The 24,928-nt window shown below is 62.2% G+C and carries 24 protein-coding genes; 10 read left to right on the forward strand and 14 right to left on the reverse strand.

The annotated features are described in order from the left end of the window. Positions 1 to 13: 13 nt before the first annotated feature. Together J7U39_RS15555 and J7U39_RS15560 are read left to right on the forward strand one after the other, a co-directional pair. Positions 14 to 1,171, forward strand: coding sequence for a PA0069 family radical SAM protein (locus J7U39_RS15555; protein WP_210628999.1), 1,158 nt, complete (start codon positions 14 to 16; stop codon positions 1,169 to 1,171). A gap of 166 nt (positions 1,172 to 1,337) precedes the next feature. Continuing rightward, positions 1,338 to 2,027 (forward strand): ribonuclease HII, encoded by a 690-nt coding sequence (locus tag J7U39_RS15560; protein ID WP_210629000.1) that lies wholly within the window; start codon positions 1,338 to 1,340, stop codon positions 2,025 to 2,027. A gap of 140 nt (positions 2,028 to 2,167) precedes the next feature. Here J7U39_RS15560 and J7U39_RS15565 read toward each other — a convergent pair whose 3' ends face one another. From J7U39_RS15565 to J7U39_RS15615, 11 genes are all read right to left on the reverse strand, one after another. Beyond that, entirely contained in the window at positions 2,168 to 2,662 is a 495-nt protein-coding gene (locus J7U39_RS15565) for a F0F1 ATP synthase subunit B (RefSeq protein ID WP_210629001.1), read from the reverse strand. Between the two features lie 3 nt (positions 2,663 to 2,665). Next, positions 2,666 to 3,289 carry a F0F1 ATP synthase subunit B gene (locus J7U39_RS15570; protein ID WP_064800845.1) on the reverse strand — a complete coding sequence of 208 codons (624 nt, stop codon included), beginning with the start codon at positions 3,287 to 3,289 and terminating at the stop codon, positions 2,666 to 2,668. Between the two features lie 77 nt (positions 3,290 to 3,366). Continuing rightward, the gene (locus J7U39_RS15575; protein WP_003588243.1) at positions 3,367 to 3,594 is read right to left on the reverse strand and encodes a F0F1 ATP synthase subunit C; all 228 of its coding nucleotides are present in this window, start codon (positions 3,592 to 3,594) and stop codon (positions 3,367 to 3,369) included. A 68-nt stretch (positions 3,595 to 3,662) separates the two neighbouring features. Then, positions 3,663 to 4,415 carry a F0F1 ATP synthase subunit A gene (locus J7U39_RS15580; protein ID WP_210629002.1) on the reverse strand — a complete coding sequence of 251 codons (753 nt, stop codon included), beginning with the start codon at positions 4,413 to 4,415 and terminating at the stop codon, positions 3,663 to 3,665. Between the two features lie 63 nt (positions 4,416 to 4,478). Beyond that, positions 4,479 to 4,814 carry an AtpZ/AtpI family protein gene (locus J7U39_RS15585; protein WP_210629003.1) on the reverse strand — a complete coding sequence of 112 codons (336 nt, stop codon included), beginning with the start codon at positions 4,812 to 4,814 and terminating at the stop codon, positions 4,479 to 4,481. Positions 4,815 to 5,086: 272 nt separating this feature from the next. Further along, complete coding sequence (locus J7U39_RS15590; protein ID WP_210629004.1) at positions 5,087 to 6,298, reverse strand: cell wall hydrolase; 1,212 nt, start codon at positions 6,296 to 6,298, stop codon at positions 5,087 to 5,089. 323 nt (positions 6,299 to 6,621) lie between these two features. Next, positions 6,622 to 8,523 (reverse strand): potassium transporter Kup, encoded by a 1,902-nt coding sequence (locus J7U39_RS15595; RefSeq protein ID WP_210629005.1) that lies wholly within the window; start codon positions 8,521 to 8,523, stop codon positions 6,622 to 6,624. 18 nt (positions 8,524 to 8,541) lie between these two features. Continuing rightward, on the reverse strand, positions 8,542 to 9,519 hold the full coding sequence (locus J7U39_RS15600) for a magnesium transporter CorA family protein (protein WP_210629006.1): 978 nt from the start codon (positions 9,517 to 9,519) through the stop codon (positions 8,542 to 8,544). A gap of 448 nt (positions 9,520 to 9,967) precedes the next feature. Continuing rightward, positions 9,968 to 11,152 carry an Mrp/NBP35 family ATP-binding protein gene (locus J7U39_RS15605; protein ID WP_210629007.1) on the reverse strand — a complete coding sequence of 395 codons (1,185 nt, stop codon included), beginning with the start codon at positions 11,150 to 11,152 and terminating at the stop codon, positions 9,968 to 9,970. A 615-nt stretch (positions 11,153 to 11,767) separates the two neighbouring features. Continuing rightward, on the reverse strand, positions 11,768 to 12,502 hold the full coding sequence (locus J7U39_RS15610; RefSeq protein ID WP_210629008.1) for a LuxR family transcriptional regulator: 735 nt from the start codon (positions 12,500 to 12,502) through the stop codon (positions 11,768 to 11,770). A gap of 258 nt (positions 12,503 to 12,760) precedes the next feature. After that, complete coding sequence (locus J7U39_RS15615; RefSeq protein WP_210629009.1) at positions 12,761 to 13,555, reverse strand: IclR family transcriptional regulator; 795 nt, start codon at positions 13,553 to 13,555, stop codon at positions 12,761 to 12,763. 103 nt (positions 13,556 to 13,658) lie between these two features. Here J7U39_RS15615 and J7U39_RS15620 point away from each other — a divergent pair, with 103 nt between their 5' ends. From J7U39_RS15620 to J7U39_RS15645, 6 genes are all read left to right on the forward strand, one after another. Continuing rightward, positions 13,659 to 14,456, forward strand: coding sequence for an SDR family oxidoreductase (locus J7U39_RS15620; RefSeq protein WP_210629010.1), 798 nt, complete (start codon positions 13,659 to 13,661; stop codon positions 14,454 to 14,456). Next, positions 14,456 to 15,373, forward strand: a complete 918-nt coding sequence (locus tag J7U39_RS15625) for a 2-dehydro-3-deoxygalactonokinase (RefSeq protein ID WP_210629011.1) — start codon at positions 14,456 to 14,458, stop codon at positions 15,371 to 15,373. The genes J7U39_RS15620 and J7U39_RS15625 overlap by 1 nt, the downstream gene beginning before the upstream one ends. A gap of 13 nt (positions 15,374 to 15,386) precedes the next feature. After that, on the forward strand, positions 15,387 to 16,019 hold the full coding sequence (locus tag J7U39_RS15630) for a 2-dehydro-3-deoxy-6-phosphogalactonate aldolase (RefSeq protein WP_210629012.1): 633 nt from the start codon (positions 15,387 to 15,389) through the stop codon (positions 16,017 to 16,019). Positions 16,020 to 16,023: 4 nt separating this feature from the next. Further along, a complete protein-coding gene (locus tag J7U39_RS15635) occupies positions 16,024 to 16,911 on the forward strand; it encodes an SMP-30/gluconolactonase/LRE family protein (protein WP_210629013.1) in 888 nt (295 codons plus the stop codon). Between the two features lie 221 nt (positions 16,912 to 17,132). After that, positions 17,133 to 17,738 (forward strand): PRC-barrel domain-containing protein, encoded by a 606-nt coding sequence (locus J7U39_RS15640; RefSeq protein ID WP_210629014.1) that lies wholly within the window; start codon positions 17,133 to 17,135, stop codon positions 17,736 to 17,738. Between the two features lie 163 nt (positions 17,739 to 17,901). Further along, entirely contained in the window at positions 17,902 to 18,219 is a 318-nt protein-coding gene (locus J7U39_RS15645; RefSeq protein ID WP_210629015.1) for a hypothetical protein, read from the forward strand. Here the strand turns inward: J7U39_RS15645 and J7U39_RS15650 are convergent. Then, a complete protein-coding gene (locus J7U39_RS15650) occupies positions 18,183 to 19,547 on the reverse strand; it encodes an EAL domain-containing protein (RefSeq protein WP_210629016.1) in 1,365 nt (454 codons plus the stop codon). The genes J7U39_RS15645 and J7U39_RS15650 overlap by 37 nt on opposite strands. A 145-nt stretch (positions 19,548 to 19,692) precedes the next feature. Next, positions 19,693 to 21,423, reverse strand: coding sequence for a response regulator (locus tag J7U39_RS15655; RefSeq protein ID WP_210629017.1), 1,731 nt, complete (start codon positions 21,421 to 21,423; stop codon positions 19,693 to 19,695). Between the two features lie 183 nt (positions 21,424 to 21,606). Between J7U39_RS15655 and mutL the strand changes: the two genes are divergently transcribed. Further along, entirely contained in the window at positions 21,607 to 23,439 is a 1,833-nt protein-coding gene (gene mutL / locus J7U39_RS15660; RefSeq protein WP_210629018.1) for a DNA mismatch repair endonuclease MutL, read from the forward strand. Positions 23,440 to 23,506: 67 nt separating this feature from the next. Then, the gene (locus tag J7U39_RS15665; RefSeq protein WP_210629019.1) at positions 23,507 to 23,737 is read left to right on the forward strand and encodes a DUF2093 domain-containing protein; all 231 of its coding nucleotides are present in this window, start codon (positions 23,507 to 23,509) and stop codon (positions 23,735 to 23,737) included. 209 nt (positions 23,738 to 23,946) lie between these two features. Here J7U39_RS15665 and J7U39_RS15670 read toward each other — a convergent pair whose 3' ends face one another. After that, complete coding sequence (locus tag J7U39_RS15670) at positions 23,947 to 24,864, reverse strand: sugar ABC transporter substrate-binding protein (protein WP_210629020.1); 918 nt, start codon at positions 24,862 to 24,864, stop codon at positions 23,947 to 23,949. Between the last annotated feature and the right edge of the window lie 64 nt (positions 24,865 to 24,928).

The following is a 24,928-nucleotide window of genomic DNA, read 5'->3' on the forward strand; positions in this document are numbered from 1 at the left end:
GCGGGAGAATCCGATGAGAGAGCAGTCCCTGGCAGGGCAGGCCGCATTCGCGCCTGCCAATACGGCAGATATTGCCGATGCGATGATCGTGTCGTCCGGTCTCAGGGTCGAGGGCGACCGGCGGCGCGGGCGCGGAGCGGGACTGAACCCGACAGGGCGGTTCGAAGCGCTGCAGCGGGAGACGTTCGACGACGGCTGGCAGACGCTGGAAGAGCTGCCGCCGTTCAGGACCGAGGTGCAGATCGAAAAGCCGCGCACCGCGATTACCCGCAACGAATCTCCGGATCTTTCGTTCGACCGCTCGATCAATCCCTATCGCGGCTGCGAGCATGGCTGCATCTATTGTTTCGCCCGGCCGACGCACGCCTATATGGGGCTTTCGGCGGGGCTCGATTTTGAGACGAAGCTCTTCGCCAAGCCCGATGCGGCCAAGCTGCTAGAGCGGGAACTCGCCAAGCCGGGCTACAAGGTGCGGGTGATCGCGATCGGCACCAATACCGACCCCTATCAGCCGATCGAGAAGGAATGGCGCATCATGCGCGGCATCCTCGAGGTGCTGAACAAGGCGAACCATCCGGTGTCGATCGTCACCAAGTCGGCGATGATCCTGCGCGATCTCGACATTCTTCAGGAGATGGCCGGCAAGAACCTGGTGCGCGTCGGCATCTCGGTCACCACGCTCGACCGCAAGCTTGCCCGGGCGATGGAGCCGCGCGCCGCCACGCCGCCGCGACGGCTGGAGACCATTCATGCGCTCTCGGAGGCAGGCATCCAGACTGCCGTCATGGCCGCCCCGCTGATCCCGGCGCTGAACGATCACGAGCTCGAGCGCATTCTCGAATCGGCGAAGGCTGCCGGCGCCGCCGAGGCGAGTTATGTGATCCTCAGACTGCCGCTCGAAGTCAGCCCGCTCTTTCGCGACTGGCTGTTGCAGCACTATCCCGATCGTTACCGGCACGTGATGTCGCTGGTGCGCTCGATGCGCGGCGGCAAGGATTACGACGCCGAATTCGGCAAGCGCATGAAGGGTGCCGGCCCCTATGCCTGGCAGATCGCCCGGCGTTTCGAAATGGCGGCGAAACGCTTCGAGCTGACGCGGCGCAGCGTGCCGCTGCGCGACGATCTGTTCGTGCCACCGGATGGCAGCGGCGTGCAGTTGTCGCTGCTCTGATTTTTTAAGCTTGCGCATCGGCTGCTCAGAAAAACCGCCCTGTTTCGAGCCCCGAGCGCAATTCCTGCGGATGGCCTTGACCGCCACCATCCGCCGGACCGTCCCCGGCCGCCGCCCTGATCCGGGGACTTGCGGGAAATCGGGTTGGCGTGCGAGGTTCAGCCGCATGAAACGTCGCACGCCACCCGATTCTCCCCTGCTTTTCGACACGGTCCCTCTCGTGCCGGATTTCAAGCTCGAGCTCAAAGCCCGCAAGGCCGGTCACTGGCCGGTCGCCGGCGCCGACGAGGCAGGCCGCGGGCCGCTGGCGGGGCCTGTGGTGGCCGCTGCGGTCATTCTCGATCCGAAGCGCATCCCTGAGGGCCTCAACGATTCCAAGCAGCTCTCGGCGCAGCGGCGCGAGGAACTCTTCGTGCAGATCCTGGCGACCGCGACGGTTTCCATCGCCTCCTCCAGCTCGACCCGCATCGACGAGACGGACATTCGCAAGGCGAGCCTGGACGCGATGCGTCGCGCCATCTGCAGCCTCGCCATTCCCGCAAGCTACGTGCTGACAGATGGGCTTGACGTGCCGCCTGGCCTCGATTGCCCCGGACAGGCGGTGGTCAAGGGCGATGCCCGCTCGGTCTCGATCGCCGCCGCCTCGATCGTCGCCAAGGTGACGCGCGACCGGATGATGGCGAGGGCGCATAACGTGTTTCCCGATTACGGTTTTGCCGCGCATGCCGGCTACGGCACGGCGCAGCACCGCGCCGGCATCGAGAAGCACGGCCCCTGCTCACTGCACCGGATGAGTTTTCGGCCGCTGCGCAACGGCGAGGACGGTCCTGAGATGGACGAGTTGATTTCCGAATAGGCTGCAAAAGAAAGGGCCGGCAATTGCCGATCAGGGACGCCGCACTGCAGCTCCGCACGCGGCCAGGAAAAAAACAAGCGCTATCAACAAGAAAAAGGCCAGGACATGCCCGGCCTTTTTCTCATTCTATTCAGAACCGCTCAGTTGAGCCGCGTCTTGACCTGTCCGACGGCGTTGCCGAAGAGCTCGGACTGGACCTTGCCGTCGGCCTTCTTGGCGAGCACCGTCTCGGCGGCCGCGATCGCCAGGTCGACGGCGGCGGAACGCACCGCCTTCATCGCGTCGGCCTCGGCCTGCTTGATCTTCTGCTCGGAGAGCGCCGTGCGGTTGGCAACGAATTCTTCCGTCTTCTTCTTCGCCTCGGCGGTCAGCATCTCGGCTTCGCGCTCCGCTGCGGCAACGATATGGGCGGCTTCCGCTTCCGCTTCCTTGCGCTTGCGCTGGTATTCGGCGAGCAGATGCTGAGCTTCCTCGCGCAGGCGCTTGGCTTCAGCCAGTTCATTGCGGATCTGGTCGGCTCGGTCGTCGAGCGAGCGCGCCATCATGCCCGGAACCTTGAGATAGACGACCAGCGCCAGGAAAAGGATGAGGCCGACAAAGGCGAAGAAAGTCGCGTCGAGGTGAAAAATATCCATCGATCAAGCCTCCTTCTTGGCTGCCGCGACGGCGGCGGCGACATCTGCCTGAGCAGCGGTGCTGCCGATCAGCTGTTCGACGACGGCGGCCGCCGTTTCCTCGGCAATGGTGCCGACGTCGGCGAAAGCCTTGGCCTTGATGTCGGCGATACGGGCTTCGGCAGCCTTGATCTTTTCCGACAGGCTCGCCTCGACGGTCCGGCGATCCTCTTCGGCCTTGACCTTGGCAGCGTCGCGGGCGGCGGAGCCGATCGCGTGGGACTTGGCGCGGGCAGCGGCCAGTTCGCCTTCATAGGTCTGGACGGCGGCGTCGGCTTCCGCCTTCAGGCGGCCTGCTTCTTCCAGGTCCTGGGAGATGCGCGTGTGGCGCTGATCGAGGATGGCCCCGATGCGCGGCGCGATGACCTTTTGCATAAGGAGGTAAAAGACGCCGAACGTAATCACCAGCCAGAGCAGCTGAGATGCGTAGGTCGTCGAATCGAAAGGCGGGAACGGGCCGCGGGCGTGTTCGCCTTCGGCAACGCCGGTCTCGGTATGGACCTCGCCTGCGGCCGGAGCGGCGTGCGCATCCGTGCCGGTCGCTGCCGCCGGTGCTTCTTCAGCGTAAGCCGGGGTCACAAAAAACATGCTCACCTCCAGGTGGACTGCAAATGCAAAGGATCACGGCTTGCGGTCGCAGGCCGTGATCCATCTATTCGCCGATATCAGACAGCGAAGAGGAGGAGGAGAGCGACGAGCAGCGAGAAGATGCCCAGAGCTTCCGTAACGGCGAAGCCGAATACCAGACGGCCGAACTGGCTGTCAGCGGCAGACGGATTGCGCAGAGCGCCGGAGAGGTAGCTGCCGAAGATATTGCCGAGGCCGAGAGCCGTACCGGCCATACCAAAGCAAGCCAGGCCTGCACCGATGAACTTTGCTGCTTCCGCTTCCATGTTGAACTCCTTTGAAATGGTTGTTGCGGCGAATGACTGACGCCCTGGAGACGTCGTTGTCGTTATCCTTAGTGCCCGCCCGGATGGATTGCGTCGTTGAGGTACATGCAAGTCAGCACCGCGAAGACGTAAGCCTGAAGGAAGGCGACGAGGAACTCGAGACCGGTCAGGGCGACGGTCATGATGAGGGGAAGAACGGCGCCGCCGATACCGACGGCACCAAGGGTTCCAAGCGAGGCGACAAAGCCTGCGAACACCTTCAGCGTGATGTGACCGGCGAGCATGTTGGCGAAAAGACGAACGGACAGCGAAATCGGACGGGACAGGAAGGAAATGATTTCGATCGCGACGACCAACGGCAGCAATATGCCCGGCACGCCCGAGGGCACGAAGACATTCAGGAAGTGGAAGCCGTGCTTATAGAAACCGTAGGCGAGCACCGTACCGATGACGAGGATCGCCAGCGCGAAGGTGACGATGATCTGGCTGGTGATCGTGAAGAAATAGGGGAACATGCCGAGCAGGTTCGCTGTCAGCACGAACATGAATAGCGAGAAGACCAGCGGGAAGAACTTCATTCCCTGCTTGCCCGCGCCTTCCTTCAGCATGTTGGCGATGAATTCATAGGACATTTCCGCGACCGACTGCGAGCGACCCGGCACGATGGCGCGGTTCGAGGTCGAGAAATAAAGAAAGCCGGCGGCAACCGCTGCCGAAGCGACCATGAAGAGCGATGCGTTGGTGAACGAAAAATCAATTCCGCCGATTTCGATCGGGACAATCTTCTGGATCAGGAACTGATGAGTCGGATCGCTAGACACCGCTTGTTCTCTCTCTTTGGCCCGCAGGACGCGGGGTCATTGCACTGGACCGGGACCGGCCCTCTATTTCTTATCGTCCTTGTCCAGAGGGTGGGCCACCACCCCCGCAGAACGCAGCACGTTCAAAACGCCAGCACAGAATCCGAGAAGCAGAAGAACAATCAACCCCCAAGGCGCCGTGCCAACAAAACGGTCGAGAAGATAGCCAAGGACGGCACCGACGACGATTGCGGCAATGAACTCGCTGGAGAGCTTCATCGCCTGGGCATAACCTTTGCGGCTTACCTCGGCTTGGGCCTCGCTTGCTTGTTCCACTCCCGCCTCAGCGCGCTTGGTCGCGAGTTCCGCTCCCAGTTGCGCACGGCGCTTCTCAAGACTTTCCTCGCGGTCATCCGCCATGGATCTCTCCTCGCCTGCCCGTCGCCCGCACTCCCGCTACCCCGGTCATTCGGACCCCGGACGCGAAGGTTGAGACCCTTCCGGCCCGTTCTGAAGTCGCGCGCAACATAGTTTTAGGGCTTGGTATAGTCAAGGCGTAGACGGCTTCTGTCCAGCCAGAAAATAAATTCGTGAAATCAAAGGGATAAGTCGATTTCCGGCCGAGCGCGCAAATTCGACGGAAAGAATCCGCTTTTGGGGGCGAAAAATCGGCCTGGCCCCAGCGCTTTATCTCAGCTCCAGCCGCCACCATAGGTGCGATAGAAGACGTGGAGACCGATGCGGCCGACCTTCTCCATGGTCTTTGCCCATTTCGGCCTGACATAGACGGCATGGTAGTGTGTTGCCGAACCTACCTGCGGCAGCCAGATCTTGCCTGATGTCACTGCCATGGCCACGTCGCGGGCCACCCGCCAGTGATATTGCGAATTCACCCGGTCCCTGATGGCGTCGCAGGCGAAGGAAAACTGGCAGCGGTTGCGCCAATCCTCGTTCTGGTAGACGACGCCGCAAATGCTCTTGGGATAGGCGGGGTTTCGAACGCGGTTGAGGATAACCTGAGCGACGGCCGCTTGGCCCTTCACCGATTCCCCGCGCGCCTCGAAATAGATGCCGGAGGCAAGGCACTGCTGCTCGCGGGCGGAAAAGACGCTCGGCGGCAGCACGCTTGCGGCCCAGGCGTGATCGCCCGGACCGATCTGGGGGACGAAGCGGCCGCTGTCGGGTTCGGTCAAGATCGAATCGAAGGGCGACTGGCGGGCGTAATCCGGTGCCGCCGGCGCATAGGCGGTGGCCAGCACGTCGGCCTTGTTGCTGGTGACAAGGCTTGCGAGCATCGCCGGCACGCCGACCTCCGGCATCACCGGCTGCTTCTTATAAAAAGAGGTGGCGATCTCGATTTCCCTGCCCTGGATCTTCGGCCTGACGAAAGCCGACCTGTCCTTGAGATCGAAGTTCGGGGTGAACAGCATCTTGGTGCGCTCGAGAATGGAGCCGGCGGAAAAATCCTTCGGCGGCTGCATCTTCTCGACGGCGACGACGCGGCCTTTCTTCGTGCCGCGAATGACGCGATCCTCGTCCGGCGTGTCCTCGTGACCCTTGTCCTTGGCCGTAAAAGCCACCTTGCGGCCATCGGGCAGCACCATGCCGGCGCCTGAGGCGATCGAGCCGGTCGCTGCCGGACCGGCGAAGGCGAGCTCGGCCTGATGGATGGAGCCGGCCGGCGAATTGGTCAGCACCATGCGCCAGCTCTCCCCCTCACGATCGAGACCGGCGAGCATGGTGGCGAGATCGGCGTGGGAAGCAACGCTCGGGAAGATCAGCCAGCCGGCAAGCCCGAAGATAACGGGCGACACCCAGTTCTCGGGAAGAAGACGCAGCTTGCTACGGGAAGGGCTCTTTCGACGCAACACGAACTCCGTGCATGGAACGCGGGAACATGCCATCGAAAATCACTCATTAACCTTGACGTCCGGTTAACGGGGTGTGCCGGAAAGTGACTATGAGCGCCTTTGGATATTCTAATGTGGCGGATAGTTTCGTCCATCCAGAGCCGCTGCGCTCCTTCTGGCCTTATAGCTCTGCAGAGCGAGTTGGACGGGAACGCATCCCCAATCTCCGTTGTCCTCGGCCTTGAGCCGAGGACCCGTGCCGCTGCTGGCAGGTCCAGTGTGGATGCTCGGCTCAAGGCCGAGCATGCCGGAGGTTGAGATGGCGGAAGGGCCGTTCAAAGCGCGGTCACTCCCGTCAGCAATCTCGTCCGCACCCATCAAATAATAACGTGCGAGCCCAGCTCCACGACGCGGTTGGCCGGCAGACGGAAGTAATCCGAGGGGTTGGCGGCGGCGTTGGCCAGCGCAATGTAAAGACGGTCCTGCCAGTGGGGCATGCCCGACTTGGCATCCGGCACCAGTTTGCGGCGGCCGAGATAGAAGGAGGTCGACATGATGTCGAACTTCAGTCCGGTCTTGCGCAGCGTCGCCAGCGCCTGCGAGACGTTCTGCGATTCCATGAAGCCGAAGAGCAGCTCGACGCGCGAGAACCGTTCGGAAATCGGCTCGACCTTGTAGCGGTCGTGGCTCGGTACGCGCGGCTTGTTGACGGTGCGGATCGTCAGGATGACGTTGCGGTCGTGAAGCACGTGGTTGTGCTTGAGATTGTGCAGCAGGGCGGCGGGGGCCGATTCCGGATCGCTGGTCAGGAAGATCGCCGTGCCCGGAACCTGCGCCGGCGAATGCTCGCTCTTGCGCTCGATCGAACTGACGAAGGAAGCGAGCGGAATATCGGTGTGCCGGGTCTTTTCCATCAGGATCGCGGTGCCGCGGCGCCAGGTCCACATGACCACGGTAAAGGCGGTGGCGATCAGGATCGGGATATAGCCGCCATCGTGGATCTTCAGAAGGTTGGCGCCGAGGAAGATCATTTCGAGGACGACGAGCGGCGCGAGCGCGATCACCGCAACCGGCAGCGACCAATTCCAGCGGGCGCGGACGAATTCGAAGGCCATGATCGAGGTGACGACCATGGCGCCGGTGACGGAGATGCCGTAGGCGGTCGCCAATGCGTCCGACGTCTTGAAGCTCAGCACCAGGAAGATGACGCCAAAGAACAGCACGGCGTTGACCGACGGCAAGAAGATCTGTCCCGTGTTGGTTTCCGAAGTGAATAGGATTTCCATGCGCGGCAGGAAGCCGAGGTTGATGCCCTGGCGCACCAGCGAAAAGGCGCCGGTTATGACGGCCTGGCTGGCGATGATTGTTGCGGCGGTGGCGAGGATGACGACCGGCAGCAGCGCCCATTGCGGATACATCAGATAGAAGGGATCGGACATCGTCTCCGGCTTGCCGAGCACGAGTGCGCCCTGCCCGAGATAGTTCAGCGTCAGCGCCGGGAAGACCAGCAGGAACCAAGCCCACTGAATCGGGCGGCGGCCGAAATGGCCGAGATCGGCATAAAGCGCCTCGGCGCCCGTCACCGTCAGGAAGACCGCACCGAGAACGACGACGCCGTAAAAACCCTCATGCAGCAGGAAACTGACGGCATAATAGGGGTTGAAGGCGGCGAGGATGCCGAAATCGTCGGAGATGTGGGAAATGCCGGCGGCGGCCATGACGAGGAACCAGACGGCGGTGATCGGCCCGAAGAACTTGGCGACGGCACCGGTGCCGCGCGATTGCACGACAAAGAGCAGCGCCAGGATCACCACCGAGATGGGCACGATATAGTCCGCCAGGCTGGGCGTGACGAGTTTCAGACCCTCTACGGCCGACAGCACCGAAAGCGCCGGCGTGATCATCGCATCGCCGAGGAACAGGGCAGCGCCCATCAGTCCGAGCAGCATCAGCAGTGCGGTATGGCCGTTGGCGGTCTTCATCAGAAGGGCGAGCAGCGACAGCGTGCCGCCCTCCCCGTCGTTGTCGGCGCGCAGCAGGAAGAGAACGTATTTGATGGTGACGATGATGGTCAGCGCCCAGATCATCAGCGAAATCAGACTAATGACCTCGAAACGGGTGACACCGTCATGGGCGACGGGCTTCAGCGCTTCCCGAAACGCGTAGAGCGGGCTTGTGCCGATATCGCCGTAGACGACACCGACGGAACCGAGCGCGAGATAGAACAGCTTGCGCGGCGTCATATGGCGTTCGTGCGGAGGATGGCTCTCTTCGGACATGAAATTTCAACAGGCTCCTCAGAGCCAGCCTTTCCAGCGAAAGAAGAAAAAGGGGATGACGGCCGATATTACCATCAAAGTCAGCGAATAGGGATAACCCGCCGTCCAGGCCAGCTCGGGCATGACATGAAAATTCATGCCATAGATCGAGGCGACCAATGTCGGCGGCAGGAACACGACCGAGGCGATCGAGAAAATCTTGATGATCGAGTTCTGCTCGATGTTGATCAGACCGAGCGAGGCGTCGAGCAGGAAGGTGATGTTGGCAGCGATGAAGGAGGCATGCTCCGACAGCGACTGGATATCGCGCGACACGGTGCGGCAGAGTTCCTTCGCCTCGCGGTCCTGCTGGATCGCCGGGATGGTGTGAAAGAATGTCATTAGCCGGGAAAGCGAGCCGAGGCTGTCGCGTAGCTTGCTGATCATACGATGATGGCCGGCAATATCGCGCAGCTTTTCCTCAAGGTAATTCGACGGCTTACGGACCTTTTTAGCCCGGTCGCCGAAGACGTGCGTCGACAGGATGTCAATGCGCGAGACCGAGGTTTCCAGGATTTCGGCGGTCCGGTCGACGATCGTCTCCAGGAGCTTGGCGAGAAGGGCCGCACCGCTGCGCCAGTTTTCCGGCAGCCGGTGCAGGGCGGCGATGAACAGCGCAAAGGATTTAGGTTGGGCGTATCGGATGGTGACCAGACGGTTTCCGGCCAGGATGAAGGCGACATCGGTCAGCGTCGGCGCGTCGGTATCCGCCTTCCAGACCAGCGAAGCGGTCATGAAGACGGCGTCGTTCTCGATATAAAGGCGAGCCGACGGTTCGATGTCCTTCAGATCGTCGCGGGTCGGAACTCCGATACCGAGGACCTTTTCGACATAAAGCTCCTCCTCGCGGCTCGGCTCGATCATGTCGATCCAGACGATATCCTGGGGAACGGATGCCGTCTGCGAGAGATCGCGGATCTCGACCGATCTGCAATTAGAACAATAAGCGGTGATCACCGGCAGCGTCTCCGATGCTCACGCCACTTCGTGGTCATCATCTTCATTGCAAGCCTTTCCATCCGTCCGCCATCGCGGCAATGCGAGGGTGGCTCGTTCCAGGTCCAAACGGAAGCGGATCAAGAAAGTTCATACAACTCCGGCTGCATCCGGCCTTGAAGCCAGCATGCCCATTGTGCTCAACCGCATCGCAGTACCCATCCTTCGACCTTGCAGGCGGGCCGGACCTTCGAAACGAAGACGGCCGTCATGAGCATCTGCAGCAACGCCATCATGGCGCCGCGGCATATGAAGCAAAGCCGTGAAATAATCAAGACATCTTCCGTGAAGTGCGCCTTTTCACCACGTTTCCCGCACAATTCGGAGTGATCGCAACGGTGATTCGGCGGTTCAGCGCTTTGCTGTCATCCGCGCCCTGGCCCGGAAGTCGTGCCCATAGCCGGAGACGTCATTCGAAGACGATCGCCGGCGCCGGCCGCTGGGGTTGGCCGCCGAGCTGCTGCCACACCTTGGCGGCGATGCCGCGATAGATGCCGGCGACGACGCCGTTCGGATCGGAGGCGACCAGCGGCGTGCCGGCGTCGGAGGTTTCGCGGATGTTCATCGTCAGCGGCACCTCGCCGAGGAAGGGCACGCCGATGCGCTCAGCCTCCTTGCGGGCGCCGCCGTGGCCGAAGATGTCGTAGCGGGTGCCGGTGTCGGGCGCGATGAAATAGCTCATGTTTTCGACGATGCCGAGCACCGGCACCTCGACCTTGCGGAACATGTTGAGGCCCTTGCGGGCATCGATCAGGGCGAGATCCTGAGGCGTGGAAACGATGACGGCGCCGGCAAGCGGCACCTGCTGGGCCATCGTCAATTGCGCATCGCCGGTGCCGGGCGGCATGTCGACGACGAGGACGTCGAGCTCGCCCCATGCCACTTCGCGCAGCATCTGCATCAGGGCCGACTGGACCATCGGCCCGCGCCAGATCATCGCCGTCTCCTCGTCGACGAGGAAACCCATCGACATGACCTTGAGGCCGTAATTCTCCATCGGATTGATGATGCGGCCATCGATCTGCGTCGGGCGGCCGGAGATCTTCAAGAGCCGCGGCATGGAGGGGCCGTAGATATCGGCATCGAGAATGCCGACCCGGAGACCATTGGCGAGCAGGCCGAGCGCCAGGTTGACGGCGGTGGTCGACTTGCCGACCCCGCCCTTGCCGGAGGCGACGGCAATAATGGCGCCGATGCCGGGGACGCCGATCTTGCCGGCGCGGGGCGGCGGCTGCTGCGGCGCATGCGCGTGGTGCCCGTGATCGTGGCCCCCATGATCATGACCGGCGTGACCGTGAGGCGGATTCGGCACGGGCCGGGCGGCGGGCGCGGCGGACGCCGCCTTTCTGTCCGCGGTCAGCGTGACGAGCGCACCTTTGACACCCGGCATCTCCTTGATGACGCGCTCGGCGGCAAGCCGCATCGGCTCCAGCTCCTTGGCGCGCTCGGCCGGAACAGTGATGGAGAAATAGACCTTGCCGTCGGAAATGAAGACATCGGAGACCATGCCGAGCGCGACGATGTCGTGTTCGAGATCCGGTCCGCGCACGGTCTTCAGCGTTTCGAGAACCTGTTCCTTCGTGACGTCGGTCATTCCACCCTCATTGCTTCTTCTCGCAGACTACGGCGCCGCGCGTCTTTCATTGCGCACACATGATTTTAGTCCTAGCCGATTCCGACCAAGGCATGAAATCATGCGGTAGAGATAGTGGAGCCGCCCGCCTTCGCCAAACAAAATCATCGGGAGGAAAATCAATTCGCGGGCTTCGAAAAACGCCGGCGGGGACCCCGCGAATCCGTTGCGGCCATCAAGTCCGCCGGGCTTTTCGCCCTGATGGCCGCAACGGTCTCTCTCCCCGAGAACCGGCGCAATGCGGGGCGAACTAGCGCAAGCCGAAAAAAAGGCCAGAGAAAAGTGATCAGGAAGAGGAATTCGTGAACAGCTGCGAACGAAGCGGTGCCGAAAGGCAACAACCGCCTCCGACGCCGAACGCCGGGAGAGAAGCGGCGTCGGCGTCGGACAGCGGTGTGTCGGCCGCGCCATTTCCTGGCGCTGGTCATCAAAGTCCCCTCTGGACCTCTGGCAACAAAGATGCAGAAAGCGTGCCAGATGAAAAAAATCGGAAAAGCGCGGAGAAGTGCCGGGGCAGCATCCCGGTTTTGCCTAAGCACTGAGCGGCCGGCCACAGCGCGCCGCCATCTTTGCAACTTATTTGATCAGGCCGATCCGCAGCGCCTTGGCGACCGCCTGGGTGCGGTTGACCGTGTCGAGCTTCTTGGTGGCGCGGTTGAGGTAATGATTGACCGTATGTTCGGACAGCGCCAGGATTTCGGCGATTTCGGCGCTGGTCTTGCCGGCCGCCGTCCAGTTGAGGCAGTCGATCTCGCGGTCGGTCAGCGAGTCCGTCATGCGCGCATCGAGGTTGCGGATTTCGGCAAGCCTGTCGAAGACATGGATGGCGATATAGCAAAGCTCGCGCATCTCGGCGGCGCTGAAGGGTTCACGATCGCCCGAGAAGGAGACGGCGCCGCGCAGGCCGGAGGCCTCATGGGTTGGGAAATAGGCGCCGCGCATCATCCTGAAACGCTCGAACAACCCCGTGACCAGGGCGGACTTGCCGTCGTCCCGCGACCAGGTCTCACGCGACATATCGTAAAAGAACGGCCGCGTCGATGTCCTCAACCGCCTCAGAACCGGGCTGTTCACCATCAAGCCCTCTTGGTCGTAAATCGCCAGAAGCTCGGCCGGCCAGCTGGTGATCACTGTGCTGGCTTGAAGATCCATAGAGGTGATCGGCGGCAGGTTGAGAACCATGAAGGCGCGGCTGCGATACGCTTCCGTCACGCGTTTCATGAAACGGAAGATATCGAACTGGGTCTTCAGCCCAGCTATTTCCTGAACATAGTCGTCTTCTTCAGTGGATACCTGTGACAAGGGTGCCATCACATTTCTTCATCTTCGACACAGCAATCGGGAAAATTCCATGCGAATTCTGCCGCCGCATGGTTGGAATGTATCGGGAAATTACAATCTTCGGTTTGAGGAAAATGTGCCATATGCTCAACATTGGGCACATGACCGCTGCATGATTGTAGATTTTCGCGCAGTAGTTGTCCAGATTCGCTAGGGCTCGATATCGCGCTCGTCATAAGCATGCTCCGCAAATCACGTCCAGCAATGGTACGGTAGATGCCTGTTCCGTCAGCGGCGCGGGCCGAGACGGACACGCATGCCTTCCATGATCTTTCTCGCCGCCCGCTGAACGGGAACGGCCCACTGGTGCAGAAGTTCCATCGACAGCCGATAGGCCGGGCCGGTGACCGAAATGCCGCCGATGAAGGTTCGATCCTCCGACCAGATGGGTGCGGCGACACAGCGGATGCCGGCCTCGTGCTCCTCGCGGTCGAAAGCATAGCCCTGTTCGGCAATCTCGCGGACTTCGGCGGCAAGCGTCTCGGCCGAAGCATGGGTCGAGGCGGTAAAGCGGGTGAAGCTCAGGCCGGCGAGGAGATCGACAAGAGTTTCGGGCGGAAGCAGCGAAAGAGCGGCCTTGCCGACGCCGGTGCAGTAGCAGGGCGACGCATTGCCGATCTGTGAATACATGCGCACCGGCTGACGGCCTTCGACCTTGTCGAGATAGATGATCGACTGTCCCCGGAGAACGCCGAGATGCACCGTCTCGCCGGTCGCCTGCTGGAGTTCGCTCAGGTGCGGCTCGGCAACCAGGCGGAATTCGTTGCGCGCCCAGCTGCGCGCGGCAAAATCGAGCAGGCGCAGGCCCGGCGCATAACGGCCGTCGCCATCGAACTCAAGCAACCCCTCCTCCACCAGGTGGCTGAGCTGGCGATGCAGCGTGCCGCGCGGCTGGCCGGCGAGCGCCAGGATATCGGTGAAGCGCAATGGCGCATCCGCGTGGGTGACGAGATCGAGGAGAACCATCAATTTGCCGAGGGTGCCGGTCTCACGCGCTTGGGCCATGCCGTCGCTCGAAGTCATTGTCTATGTGCCATTGAATCGGTCCGCCCTTGCAAGCATGCGCCCTTGACAGAAAGGCCAGCATAATCCGATAATTCCACATAGTCAAATTAAGTTCCAAATAATGGAACACCAGAGACCGGAGGAGACGGTGAGCGCGGTGGCAGCACAATTTCCCGAGTTCAAGGATCGCGTCGTGCTCGTGACCGGCGGCGGATCCGGCATCGGCGCGGCGATCGTCGAAGGTTTCGCACGTCAAGGCGCCAAGGTCGCCTTCATCGACATTGCCGAGACGACCGGCACGGAACTCGCGGAAAGACTGTCGCGGGAAACGGCGCATCCGGTGCTCTTCTACCATGCCGATCTGCGCGACATCGAGGCGATCCGGCGCACGGTCGATGCCGTCGTTCAGACATCCGGGCCGATCCGCGTGCTCGTCAACAATGCCGCCTGGGATGACCGCCACGAATTCGACGCTGTGACCGAGGCCTACTGGGACAACAATCAGGCGGTCAATCTGCGGCACGTGTTCTTCACCTCGCAGGCGGTGGCGCCGTCGATGCGGTCGGCCGGCGGCGGCGCGATCGTCAATATGTCGTCGATCGCCTTCAAGCTGAACATGGGCGGATTTCCCGCCTATGCGGCAGCGAAAGCGGCAGTTGTCGGACTGACGAAGAGCATGGCCGGCCGGCTCGGGCCGGAAAATATCCGGGTCAACTGCATCCTGCCCGGTATGATCGTCACCGAGCGGCAGATGCAGCTCTGGCTCACCGAGGAAAGCATCGCACGCTCGGTCGAGCAGCAATGCCTGAAATTCCCGCTCAAGGCGGAAGCCATCGTCGGTCCCTGCCTGTTTCTTGCATCCGACTGCGCGGCGGCGATGACCGCCCAGTCCCTGATCGTCGACGGAGGCGTTTTGTAATGGCTAATCCCGCTTATGTCGCGGTGGACTGGGGCACCAGCAGTTTCCGGCTCTGGCTGATCGGCAGGGACGGCGGCATCCTTGCCGAACGCCGCAGCGGCGAAGGCATGACGAGCGCGGCAAAGACCGGCTTTTCCCAGGTGCTATCAGCACATCTTGCCGCCATCGAAGCGCCGGAAAGCCTGCCTGTCATCGTCTGCGGCATGGCCGGCGCAAGGCAGGGCTGGGTCGAAGCCGGCTATATCGACGTGCCGGCGCCGCTCGCCTCGATCCTCACCGCGGCGGTCCGCGTGCCGGGTGAAAGCCGCGACATCCGCATCCTGCCGGGCCTTGCCCAGCGCGATGTGGCGAGGCCCGACGTCATGCGCGGCGAGGAAACCCAGCTCCTCGGCGCGCTCGGTCGCGCGAATTCGGCGGCGCAGGCAGTCTGCATGCCCGGCACGCATTCGAAATGGGTGCATGTCGTGGACGGCAAGGTCACCGGCTTTTCGACCTTCATGACCGGCGAACTTTTCGACGCGATCAGCAAAAACACGATCCTGTCGCATGCCGTGTCAGGTGCCGAACAACAGCCGGCGGATGCGGCTGCCTTCGAGGCGGCCGTATCGGCGGCCTTTGCGCATCCCGCACTTGCCTCCAATCTGCTGTTTACCGCTCGTTCCGGCCAGCTGCTGCACGGGATCTCCGCCGCGGCCGCGCAGGCCCGGCTTTCCGGCACGCTGATCGGCCTCGAAATTGCCGGCGCGCTGCAAGATGCCGCCAACGGCACTGGCATCACCCTCGTCGCCACCGGACGCCTGCAGGCGCTCTACGAGCAGGCCTTCAACACCCTCTCCCTTGCCTTCACCGCCATCGACGCCGATGCGGCCGTGCGCCGCGGCCTATCGGCAGCCGCCGAAGCCATCTGGCCGAATTGAGAAAGCTGACACGATGAACCGTATCCCCTTCCCCGACATGAAGCGTCCGCTGATCGCCATCCTGCGCGGCATCCGGCCCGACGAGACCGAGAGCGTCGTCGGCGCCCTGATCGAAAACGGCCTGACGGCGATCGAGATTCCGCTCAACTCGCCGGAGCCGTTCGAATCCATCGAGATCGCCGCGAAGATGGCGCCGGCCGAGGTGCTGATCGGCGCCGGCACGGTACTGACGGTCGAGGCGGTCGACAGCCTGAATGCGGCTGGCGGCACGCTGCTCGTCACACCCAATGTCGAGCCCGAGGTGATCATCCGGGCGCGCGACTATGGTATGGTGACGATGCCCGGCGTCTTTACGCCGACGGAGGCCTTAGCGGCAGCGCGCGCCGGCGCCACCGGTCTCAAATTCTTCCCGGCGAGCGTGCTTGGCCCCTCCGGCATCACGGCGATCCGGGCGATCCTGCCGCCGGAACTGACGATTGCCGCCGTCGGCGGCGTGTCGGACAAGAATTTCGCCGATTACACCAAGGCCGGCATCTCAGCCTTCGGCCTCGGCACCAGCCTCTATAAGCCCGGAATGACTGCGGCAGAGGTTGCCGAGCGCGCCAAGGCGACCATTTACGCCTATGATGCAGCCATGGGAGCGTGAACGCATGACCGACATTTACGAGTTCGAAGGCAAGACCCTTTGCAACACCAATTCCGTTCTCGGCGAAGGACCGGCCTATGATCCGGACAGCAATACGGTCTGGTGGTTCAACATCCTCGGCAAGGAGCTGCACGAGCTCAGACTCGCAACAGGGGAGAAAAAGGTCCATCCGCTGCCCGTAATGGCAAGCGTGCTGGCCCGCATCGACGCCGAACGGCAGCTGATTGCGACGGAGCAAGGGCTTTTCGTGCGCGACGTGGCGAGCGGCAACCTCACCTTCTATGCCGCGCTCGAAAACGACAGGCCGGAGAATCGCTCGAACGACGGCCGCACCCATCCGTCGGGGGCACTCTGGATCGGCACGATGAGCAAGCGGGCGGAGAACCAGGCCGGCGCCATCTATCATGTCGCCGGCGGCAAGGTGACAAAGATCTTCAACGGCATCAGCATTCCGAATTCGATCTGCTTTTCCCCGGACGGCACGATCGGCTACTACACGGATTCCCGCATCAACCGGCTGATGCGCGTCATGGTCGATCCGCAGACCGGCCTGCCCTCGGGCGAGCCGATCGTGCTCGTCGACAGCATGAACGAACCCGGCGACATTGACGGCTCGGTGGTCGATGCCGACGGCTATATCTGGAATGCCCGCTGGGGCGCCGGCGTCGTCGATCGCTACAATCCCGATGGCTTGCGCATCTCGCGCTACAAGGTTCCCGCCGTCCAGCCTTCCTGCCCTGCCTTCATCGGCGCCAATGCCGACCGGCTGGCGGTAACGACGGCCTGGGAAGGGCTTGACGAGGATGCCCGTTCGGCTCAGCCGAGTGCCGGCGCGCTTCTGGAACTCGGCATCGAAGTCAAGGGCGTGTTCGATCCCGTCTATGTGCTCTGATTGCGGCGTCGGCCAGCCGCATTCAAGGCGCTCCCAAGCGGGGGCGCCTTTTTTCCTCTCGGCCCCGTTCGCTAATAAAAGTTCCGTGATAATCGAGAAATTTTCCGTGTTTTCAACCGGAACCAATCGGCGCACCACTCATTTTCCCTTCGAACCGGCGCGGCAAGGATGATGCATTGCCGAGTCAGCGATCACTCTAGGGAAATGAAAGTAGGTTCGAAATGACACGCAAACTTTTGACGACCGTTGCCGCTGGCGCGCTGTTTGCCACGGCTTTCGCACCGGCGGCATTCTCGCAGACGGCGCCGCAGCCTGCCGATCCCGCCGCCACCAATCAGGCAGCGCCGGCCGACCCGGCTGCCCCCAAGCCGGTCACCCCTGATGTCACCAAGCCCGCAGGCGACGCTGCACAGGCTCCGGCTGCAAAACCGACCACGGATGTAGCTCAAGGTACCTATCTGACGGAGCAGGCTCCGGACCAGATCAGCGCCAACACCTATATCGGCCAGTCGGTCTACAACGGCAACAATGAAAGCATCGGCAGCATCAACGACCTTATCCTCAAGAAGGACGGCGGAATCGTTGCCGCAATCGTCGGCGTCGGCGGCTTCCTCGGCATCGGCGAAAAGGATGTCGCCGTTCCGATAGACAAGATCACGGTTGCCCAGAACACCCAGGACGGCAGTCTCAAGCTGACAACAAGCGAAACGGCCGAATCGTTGAAGGCTGCGCCCGAGTTCAAGACACTGGCAATGCAGTCTGCAGAAAAGGCCCCGGCCGCAACCGGTACCGATACGACGGCAACCGGCTCGACCACGCCTAAGTAAACCGCGCGCGGTAGTATAGCGTAGGCGATGGCGCTCCTAGGGGCGCCATTGCTTTTTCTGATTGCATGTTTCACGCAATTCACCACGCAGAACCGCTGCGCACTTTTGCCTGACGCGATCCCGGGGGCAAAACCGCTGCGCACTTTTGCTGGGATTGGCTTGTTTGTTCCACGCAATCCCGGACGCAAAACCGCTGCGCACTTTTGCTGGGATTGGCTGTTTGCTTTACGCAATCCCGGACGCAAAACCGCTGCGCACTTTTGCTGGGATTGGCTGTTTGCTTTACGCAATCCCGGACGCAAAACCGCTGCGCACTTTTGCTGGGATTGGCTGTTTGCTTTACGCAATCCCGGACGCAAAACCGCTGCGCACTTTTGCTGGGATTGGCTGTTTGCTTTACGCAATCCCGGACGCAAAACCGCTGCGCACTTTTGCTGGGATTGCTTATGCGCTGACGCGCTCGGCGGGCGCCATATCGTAATAGTTCTCGTGCAGGAAGCGCAGCGTGGCGATGCCATCGGCCGGACGGCCGAAATGGTAGCCCTGGCCCATGCCGCAGCCGAGTGTGCGCAGCTTCGCCGCTTCGGCATAATCCTCAATGCCTTCGGCCACGACTTCAAGCTCCAAGCCTTCGCACATGGAAAGGATCGCCTTGATGATGTGTTCGGAGGCGCGGTCGGAATTGATGCGCGAGACGAAGGCGCGGTCAATCTTGATCTTGTCGAAGATGAAGTCGCGCAGACGCCCGAGACTCGACTGGCCGGTGCCGAAGTCGTCGAGCGAGATGCGCACGCCGGCGGCGCGCAGATCGGCGATGATGCGATGGGCAGTATCGGCCGAACCCATCACCGCCGTCTCGGTGATCTCCAGTTCCAGGCGGTGCGGATCGAAGCCGACGCGACCGAGGATCGACAGGATGCTGCCGCTCGTGCCGGGATCCATCAGCTGCGCCGAAGAGAGGTTGAAGGACAGGAAGAGTTCGCGCGGCCAGGACAGGGCTGCTTCGGCGGCCTTGCGAAGCAGGGCCTCCGACAGCGCATCGATGAAGCCGCGCTCCTCGGCGAGCGGTACGAAGACGCCGGGGGACACGAAACCGAGATCGGGATCGTTCCAGCGGGCAAGCGCCTCGAAGCCGACGACCTGATTGTTGGCAAGCGAGACGATCGGCTGGAAATGAACGTCGATCGCGTCGGAGATGATGGCATTTCTGAGCGCCTGCTCCAGCTGTGTCGCGCGCTTCATCTCTTGGGCGATTTCACGCGAATAGACGGTGATCTGGCCGCGGCCGCGGCGCTTGGAACGATAGAGGGCGGTTTCGGCGCTCTTCAACAGTTCTTCGCAGTCCTCTCCGGCGAAGGGATAGATGGCGAAGCCGAAGGAGGCAGACAGACGCACATTGCGGTCGCCGAGGTCATAGGGCGCCGACAACACCTCGCGGATCATCTGGCCGAATTTCTCGGCGCTTGCCCGCTCGAAAATCAACGGCAGCACGAAGGCGAACTCGTCGCCGTCGTGACGGGTGACCAGCGCTCCGTCCGGAATGCAAGCCCGGAGCCGGTGGGCGACCTGGCAAAGGATCTCGTCGCCGGCCGAGGAGCCAAAGAGATCGTTGATCGGCTTGAAGCTGTCGAGATTGGCGATACCGATGGTGAAGGGCGCGGGATCGCCGGCGCGCTCGGCGGAGATTTGCAGCACCTTGTCGCGCATGCGATTGCGGTTTCCCAACCCGGTCAGCGGATCGGTATAAGCCATCGCCTGAAGCTCATTGTGACTCACGGTCAAGGAAGCTGTTTCCGCCGATTTCATCATCCAAACCCGAGCTTCCCTCCGCAGCCGGGGAGAGAATGACCGGCATTTCTTAACAATTCGCTAGTAATCAGCCGCCTTGACGAACTGATCTACCCCAGATTTGGGGAGGTTGCGGTTTATGGGAGACGTCGACCGGACTTGCGTCTCATCCGCTCGCTCGAACCGGCGCAGCCCCTTCCGTCAGGTATTTCTGAAATATCGTCTCCAGCATGTCGGGACTGACAGGCTTCATGATGACGTCGTCCATGCCCGATTTGGCGCATTCGGCGCGATCGCGCTCGAAGGCCTGAGTCAGCACGCCGATGATCGGGGTGCGGGCTGCGCCGCCGGCTTCCTCCATCTGGCGAATCAGGCGCGCCGCCTCGAAACCGTTGAAGCCCGGCAACGAAATGTCCATCAGCACCACCCCGGGCCGGTGTTCGGCCCAGAGGCGCACGACCTCGTCGCCGGTCGCCGCGATCATATGACGATAGCCGAGGCCCTCGAGGATCTGTGAAAACACGATCTGGTTGATATCGTTGTCCTCGGCGACAAGAACCTGCAGGCCGACCGTATCGTCGGAAATGCTGATTTCCCAATCCGTATCCGCACCGCCGCCGCTGTTGCGGCTGTTGCGGTTGAAATGGCGGGCGATCTGGAAGGTAAGTTCGTTGGCGATCTGGAACCCGTCCATGACGAGCGCCGGAATTCCATATTGTTCGGCAAGCTCGAGGCAGCGCATGCCCATCTGATTGTCGATGATCAGCAGATCGAGCGAAATGCCGGAGGAGGTGGCGATTTCCAGGAACCGCTCTTCTTCATCCTCGCCGCGCACCGAGCAGGATTCGAAACCATATTTCGTCAGCGTCCGCAGAGCGGCGGTCTCGGCAGCGAGGTCGGCGGTGACGACGAGGATCTTGCGGCCGGAGAAATTCTCCGGAACGATCGCCTCCATCGCTGCCGGCTCGCGGCGCTCCACCGCGCTCGGCACTGGCACATAGGCGCGGCGATAACTCTGGTTGGCGGAGGCGGTGATCGCCGAGGCGCGGTCGAACTCCTCGAGATCGGCGCCGTCGCGCGGCAGGTCCTGCATGGTCGACACCAGGAAATAGCGGCCGGGCTTGCCGATGCGGTGCTTGCGGCTGACGATGTCGCGCTCGATGCCGTCGCGGGAAATCTGCCGCTGGCGGGAGATCGACATCTCGCCGGTTTCCAGCACGTGACGATCGCTTTCCTCGAAGCGCTTGGCGATCTCGGGTGAGAAGAGGTCGCCGCTCTTGCGCCCGAGCACCTCGTCGGCGCTCCTCTGGTATTTCTCGCAAAAGGCGAGGTTCACCGCGACATAGGTGAGGTTGCGATCCTTGACGAAAAGCGGGAACGGCAGGTTATCGAGAATGTCTTCGGTGAGCTGCACCCGCTCCAGGTCCGAGCGCCACTGCTCCTCGCGCTTCTTGTCCTCGGAGATGTCGGAAACGACGGTGACGCCGTAACCGCCCGGCAACCTGCGCTTGACGAAGCGGACCCAGCTGTCGGCGCCATGTCGCTCGACGGATTCGAAGCGCTCGCGCCAATGCGAGGCGATCTTCTGCGACAGCCAGTCCTCGCGACTGAGCGAGCCGCTCTGCCTGATATCATATTGCTGGCGAACGCCGGTATCGTAGATCGCGCCCAGGAAATCGCGCAGTCGGATTCCGGGCTTCAGCATCTCGGACGGCAAGGGGAAGAATTCGAGAATCTGGCGGCTTGCGAAGATCAGATGATCGTTCTTGTCGTAGATGATGAACGCTGCCGAAAGGCTGTCGCACACCGCATCGAAGAGCGCCGTCTGCAGATCGGCCCCGGCGAGCGTCCCGTCGGTCTCTGATGATGTGTCCGCCTTTTCGAAGCCGGCACTCATTCCATTTCGTCCCACATCTGTTCGATTTCGCGGCTTCCGGAGGTGTGTGATTAGAAATGCCATTTTTCTGTTAAAACCGGCTTAACACTACCGATCCCCGAATTCGGGGGAGCCGCGGATCACAGTTTCGCCAAGCGATCCGAGACCCCTTCCCTCCAGCCCGCGAATCCCCGAAAATAGCCCATGGCCATCAGACAGCTTTCCGAAACGCTCATCAACCAGATCGCCGCCGGCGAAGTCATCGAACGGCCGGCGAGCGCTGCCAAGGAATTGATCGAGAACGCGCTCGATGCGGGGGCGACGCGCATTGAGATCGCCACGGCAGGCGGCGGCAAGGCGCTGCTGCGGGTCAGCGACAACGGCTTCGGCATGGACGCCGCCGATCTGGAACTGGCAATCAGGCGCCATTGCACCTCGAAGATCTCCGAGACGCTCGAGGATATCAGAACGCTCGGTTTCCGCGGCGAGGCGCTGCCGTCGATCGGGTCCGTGGCGAGGCTCAGCATCGCAAGCCGCAAGCGCGACAGTGCCGGCGGCCACGAGATCGCCGTTGCCGGCGGCAAGGTCTTGCATCTCAGGCCGGCCGCCGCCAATCCCGGCACGATCGTAGAAGTCCGAGACCTGTTCTTCGCCACGCCTGCCCGGCTCAAATTCCTGAAGACAGAAAAGGCTGAAGCCGGCGCCATTACCGAGATCGTCAAACGCATGGCGATCGCCTTTCCCGCCGTGCGCTTCGTGCTGTCCGGCTCGGACCGCGCAACGCTGGAATTTCCGGCGACGGGCGACGATCATCTGGCGCGCATGGCGCAGGTGCTCGGCAAGGACTTCAGCGACAACGCCATTGCGCTCGACGCCGAGCGCGAGGAGATCGCGCTGACCGGCTTTGCCGGCGTGCCGACCTTCAATCGCGGTAACTCCGCGCATCAATATGCCTTCGTCAACGGCCGGCCGGTGCAGGACAAGCTGATCCTCTCGGCGATCCGCGGCGCCTATGCCGAGACGATCCCGTCCGGGCGTTATCCGGTGGCGGTGCTGTCGATCGCTCTCGATCCGGCCCTCGTCGACGTCAACGTGCATCCGGCCAAATCCGACGTGCGCTTCCGCGACCCGGGCCTGGTGCGTGGCCTGATCGTCGGCGCCATTCGCGAGGCGCTCGCGCGCGACGGCAGCCGGGCGGCAACGACTGGCGCAAGCGATATGCTGCGCGCCTTCCGCCCCGGTTTCCAGCCCTATGGGCAGCAGCCACAGGCGCCATGGTCGGCAGAGACCTCCCCTTCCCGCCCCTACCAGCCGGCACCGGCTTTTTCCGAACGGCCGCAGGCATCCTTCGACGGCCTGTCGATGCCGACCGCACGGGCCGAGCCGCAATTTTTTCCGGACCCCGTGTCTCCCGGCCTGGCCTCTCCTAGCCCGGCCGCGCCCGAAACCGTTGGGCGTTATCCGCTCGGCGCGGCACGGGCGCAGATCCACGCCAACTATATCGTCGCCCAGACCGAGGACGGGCTCGTCATCGTCGACCAGCATGCGGCGCATGAGCGGCTGGTGTTCGAGGCGATGCGCAAGGCGCTGCATTCGAAGCGGCTGGCCTCGCAGGTGCTGCTCATCCCCGAGATCGTCGACATTCCGGAAGAGGATTGCGACCGGCTGATGCTGCATGCGGCAGAGTTTGCCGAACTCGGTCTGGCGATCGAGCGTTTCGGTCCCGGTGCGATCGCGGTGCGCGAAACACCGGCCATGCTCGGCGAGGTCGACGCCCATGGCCTGATCCGCCAGCTTGCCGACGAGATCGCAGAATGGGATACGGCATCGGGCCTGTCGGCCAAGCTCGAATATGTGGCGGCGACCATGGCCTGCCATGGATCGGTTCGCTCCGGCCGGCGGCTGCGGCCGGAGGAAATGAACGCGCTACTGAGGGAAATGGAAGTGACGCCCGGCTCCGGCCAGTGCAATCACGGCCGGCCGACCTATATCGAATTGAAGCTCAGCGATATCGAACGGCTATTCGGCAGAAGCTGAAAAAGCTGGCAAAGCCGCCTTTGCGGGAGTATGGCAAACGGATGACAGACTGTAGGGAACGGAGCGCATGAATTTGTTCGAAGGGCACGGAAACCGCGAGGCGAAGATCCGCTATCTCGACGGCGATTTCCAGATTCTCTCGCCCGGCTCCTATGTGGTCTGCGCGATGACCGGAAAAAACATCCCGCTCGACGAGCTGCGCTACTGGAGCGTCGCCCGGCAGGAGCCCTATGCCGACGTTATATCTGCAATCGACGCCGACAAACGCGCCGGCGTGCTGCCGAACCAGCGGCGCTAGGGAGACGTGTGCCGATGGGTGGTCGGCGCAGGCATCTGACCGAGGGAATCGGCGATCAATTGCATCCCGAGCCCGGGGGCTGCGATTTCGCCAATCGAGCGGTCAGATGTCAGGCCCGCCCGGCGAAGGACGAGCCGTTTGCTTGACCAGATGCCCGCAAGGCATCGACTACGGCGTATGCGCTCTCAACAAATCGCATAGAGAAGCAGCTACTTGAATTTCGCCATGTTCTCAGCCGTCACGAGCGCCGCGCCGGAGTCAATTAATGATTCAACTTTCTCGCCGCGAATAGACTTTACCAGCGCATCCACGCCGAGTTCCGCCATCTTGGTGGGAAACTGCGCCACTGATGCATCCTCGATTCCATTCTTCAGCGCTTCCTCTTCGCCGCAGCAGAAGTCGAAACCGACCAGCACAATCTTGTCACTGGCAATGCCCGCGTTCTTGATTGCGCGTGCCGCGCCAGCAGCGGGGGGGCCGCAAGCGGCATAAATGGCCTTGAGGTCCGGGTTTTTCGTCAACAGATCCTCGGCGACACTGATCCCGAGTTCCTCGGTGCAGTTGGTTGCACCTTTCCCGACGATCTTGACGTCAACGCCCTTCAGTCCTTCGAGCATACCCTTCACACGGTCATCGAGCGCCGGTACACCGGGCACGCCCTCGAGTATCCCGAGCGTATCGCCGTCATGGAGCACGGTTTTGAGGTATTCCCCCGCGATTTTGCCTGCGGCGAGGTTGTCGGTGGTGGCAAGCGCTGTCCTGCCGTTCCAATCCGGAATGTTGTTGTCCATCAGCACGACTTTGATACCGGCCGCTACCGCCTTGTCCAGGGCCGTCGACACGGTGGGATCGACGGGCGTGAGGGCGATGCCCTGCACCCCTCGTGTCACCATCGACTCAATCTGCGCGATCTGGCCTTCGATGTCGGTTGCGGACGTACCCTGGCCGTAGATGATCTCGACGCCCGGATTTCTCTTGGCGTAATCTTTCGCTGCGTCTTCCATTGTTGCGAAGAACGGTACAGGGAACTTGGTTATAAACCCGAGCTTCACTGGCTCCTCCGCCAGGGACGGGACTACAGAGACGACCAGGAGCGCAACAGCTCCCAGCAGGGATTGCGGTTTCATGATTACACCTCCCGTGTTTCGACCGCCCTCTTCTAGAGCGCGATCTCGTTTTCCGCTGCCCCAA

It is taken from the genome of Rhizobium sp. NLR16a (assembly GCF_017948245.1).
Classification (GTDB): domain Bacteria; phylum Pseudomonadota; class Alphaproteobacteria; order Rhizobiales; family Rhizobiaceae; genus Rhizobium.

Bases quoted from the DNA above. Each gene is read 5' to 3' on its own strand.
- J7U39_RS15670 (WP_210629020.1), bottom strand. From the start codon at position 24,864: ATGAAACCGCAATCCCTGCTGGGAGCTGTTGCGCTCCTGGTCGTCTCT.
- J7U39_RS15595 (WP_210629005.1), bottom strand. From the start codon at position 8,523: ATGTCCGAAGAGAGCCATCCTCCGCACGAACGCCATATGACGCCGCGC.
- J7U39_RS15575 (WP_003588243.1), bottom strand. From the start codon at position 3,594: ATGGAAGCGGAAGCAGCAAAGTTCATCGGTGCAGGCCTGGCTTGCTTT.
- J7U39_RS15655 (WP_210629017.1), bottom strand. From the start codon at position 21,423: ATGAGTGCCGGCTTCGAAAAGGCGGACACATCATCAGAGACCGACGGG.
- J7U39_RS15610 (WP_210629008.1), bottom strand. From the start codon at position 12,502: ATGGCACCCTTGTCACAGGTATCCACTGAAGAAGACGACTATGTTCAG.
- mutL (WP_210629018.1), top strand. From the start codon at position 21,607: ATGGCCATCAGACAGCTTTCCGAAACGCTCATCAACCAGATCGCCGCC.
- J7U39_RS15665 (WP_210629019.1), top strand. From the start codon at position 23,507: ATGAATTTGTTCGAAGGGCACGGAAACCGCGAGGCGAAGATCCGCTAT.
- J7U39_RS15635 (WP_210629013.1), top strand. From the start codon at position 16,024: ATGACCGACATTTACGAGTTCGAAGGCAAGACCCTTTGCAACACCAAT.
- J7U39_RS15555 (WP_210628999.1), top strand. From the start codon at position 14: ATGAGAGAGCAGTCCCTGGCAGGGCAGGCCGCATTCGCGCCTGCCAAT.
- J7U39_RS15615 (WP_210629009.1), bottom strand. From the start codon at position 13,555: ATGACTTCGAGCGACGGCATGGCCCAAGCGCGTGAGACCGGCACCCTC.
- J7U39_RS15640 (WP_210629014.1), top strand. From the start codon at position 17,133: ATGACACGCAAACTTTTGACGACCGTTGCCGCTGGCGCGCTGTTTGCC.
- J7U39_RS15620 (WP_210629010.1), top strand. From the start codon at position 13,659: ATGGAACACCAGAGACCGGAGGAGACGGTGAGCGCGGTGGCAGCACAA.
- J7U39_RS15585 (WP_210629003.1), bottom strand. From the start codon at position 4,814: ATGGCGGATGACCGCGAGGAAAGTCTTGAGAAGCGCCGTGCGCAACTG.
- J7U39_RS15570 (WP_064800845.1), bottom strand. From the start codon at position 3,289: ATGTTTTTTGTGACCCCGGCTTACGCTGAAGAAGCACCGGCGGCAGCG.
- J7U39_RS15590 (WP_210629004.1), bottom strand. From the start codon at position 6,298: ATGGCATGTTCCCGCGTTCCATGCACGGAGTTCGTGTTGCGTCGAAAG.
- J7U39_RS15565 (WP_210629001.1), bottom strand. From the start codon at position 2,662: ATGGATATTTTTCACCTCGACGCGACTTTCTTCGCCTTTGTCGGCCTC.
- J7U39_RS15650 (WP_210629016.1), bottom strand. From the start codon at position 19,547: ATGATGAAATCGGCGGAAACAGCTTCCTTGACCGTGAGTCACAATGAG.
- J7U39_RS15605 (WP_210629007.1), bottom strand. From the start codon at position 11,152: ATGACCGACGTCACGAAGGAACAGGTTCTCGAAACGCTGAAGACCGTG.
- J7U39_RS15560 (WP_210629000.1), top strand. From the start codon at position 1,338: ATGAAACGTCGCACGCCACCCGATTCTCCCCTGCTTTTCGACACGGTC.
- J7U39_RS15630 (WP_210629012.1), top strand. From the start codon at position 15,387: ATGAACCGTATCCCCTTCCCCGACATGAAGCGTCCGCTGATCGCCATC.
- J7U39_RS15625 (WP_210629011.1), top strand. From the start codon at position 14,456: ATGGCTAATCCCGCTTATGTCGCGGTGGACTGGGGCACCAGCAGTTTC.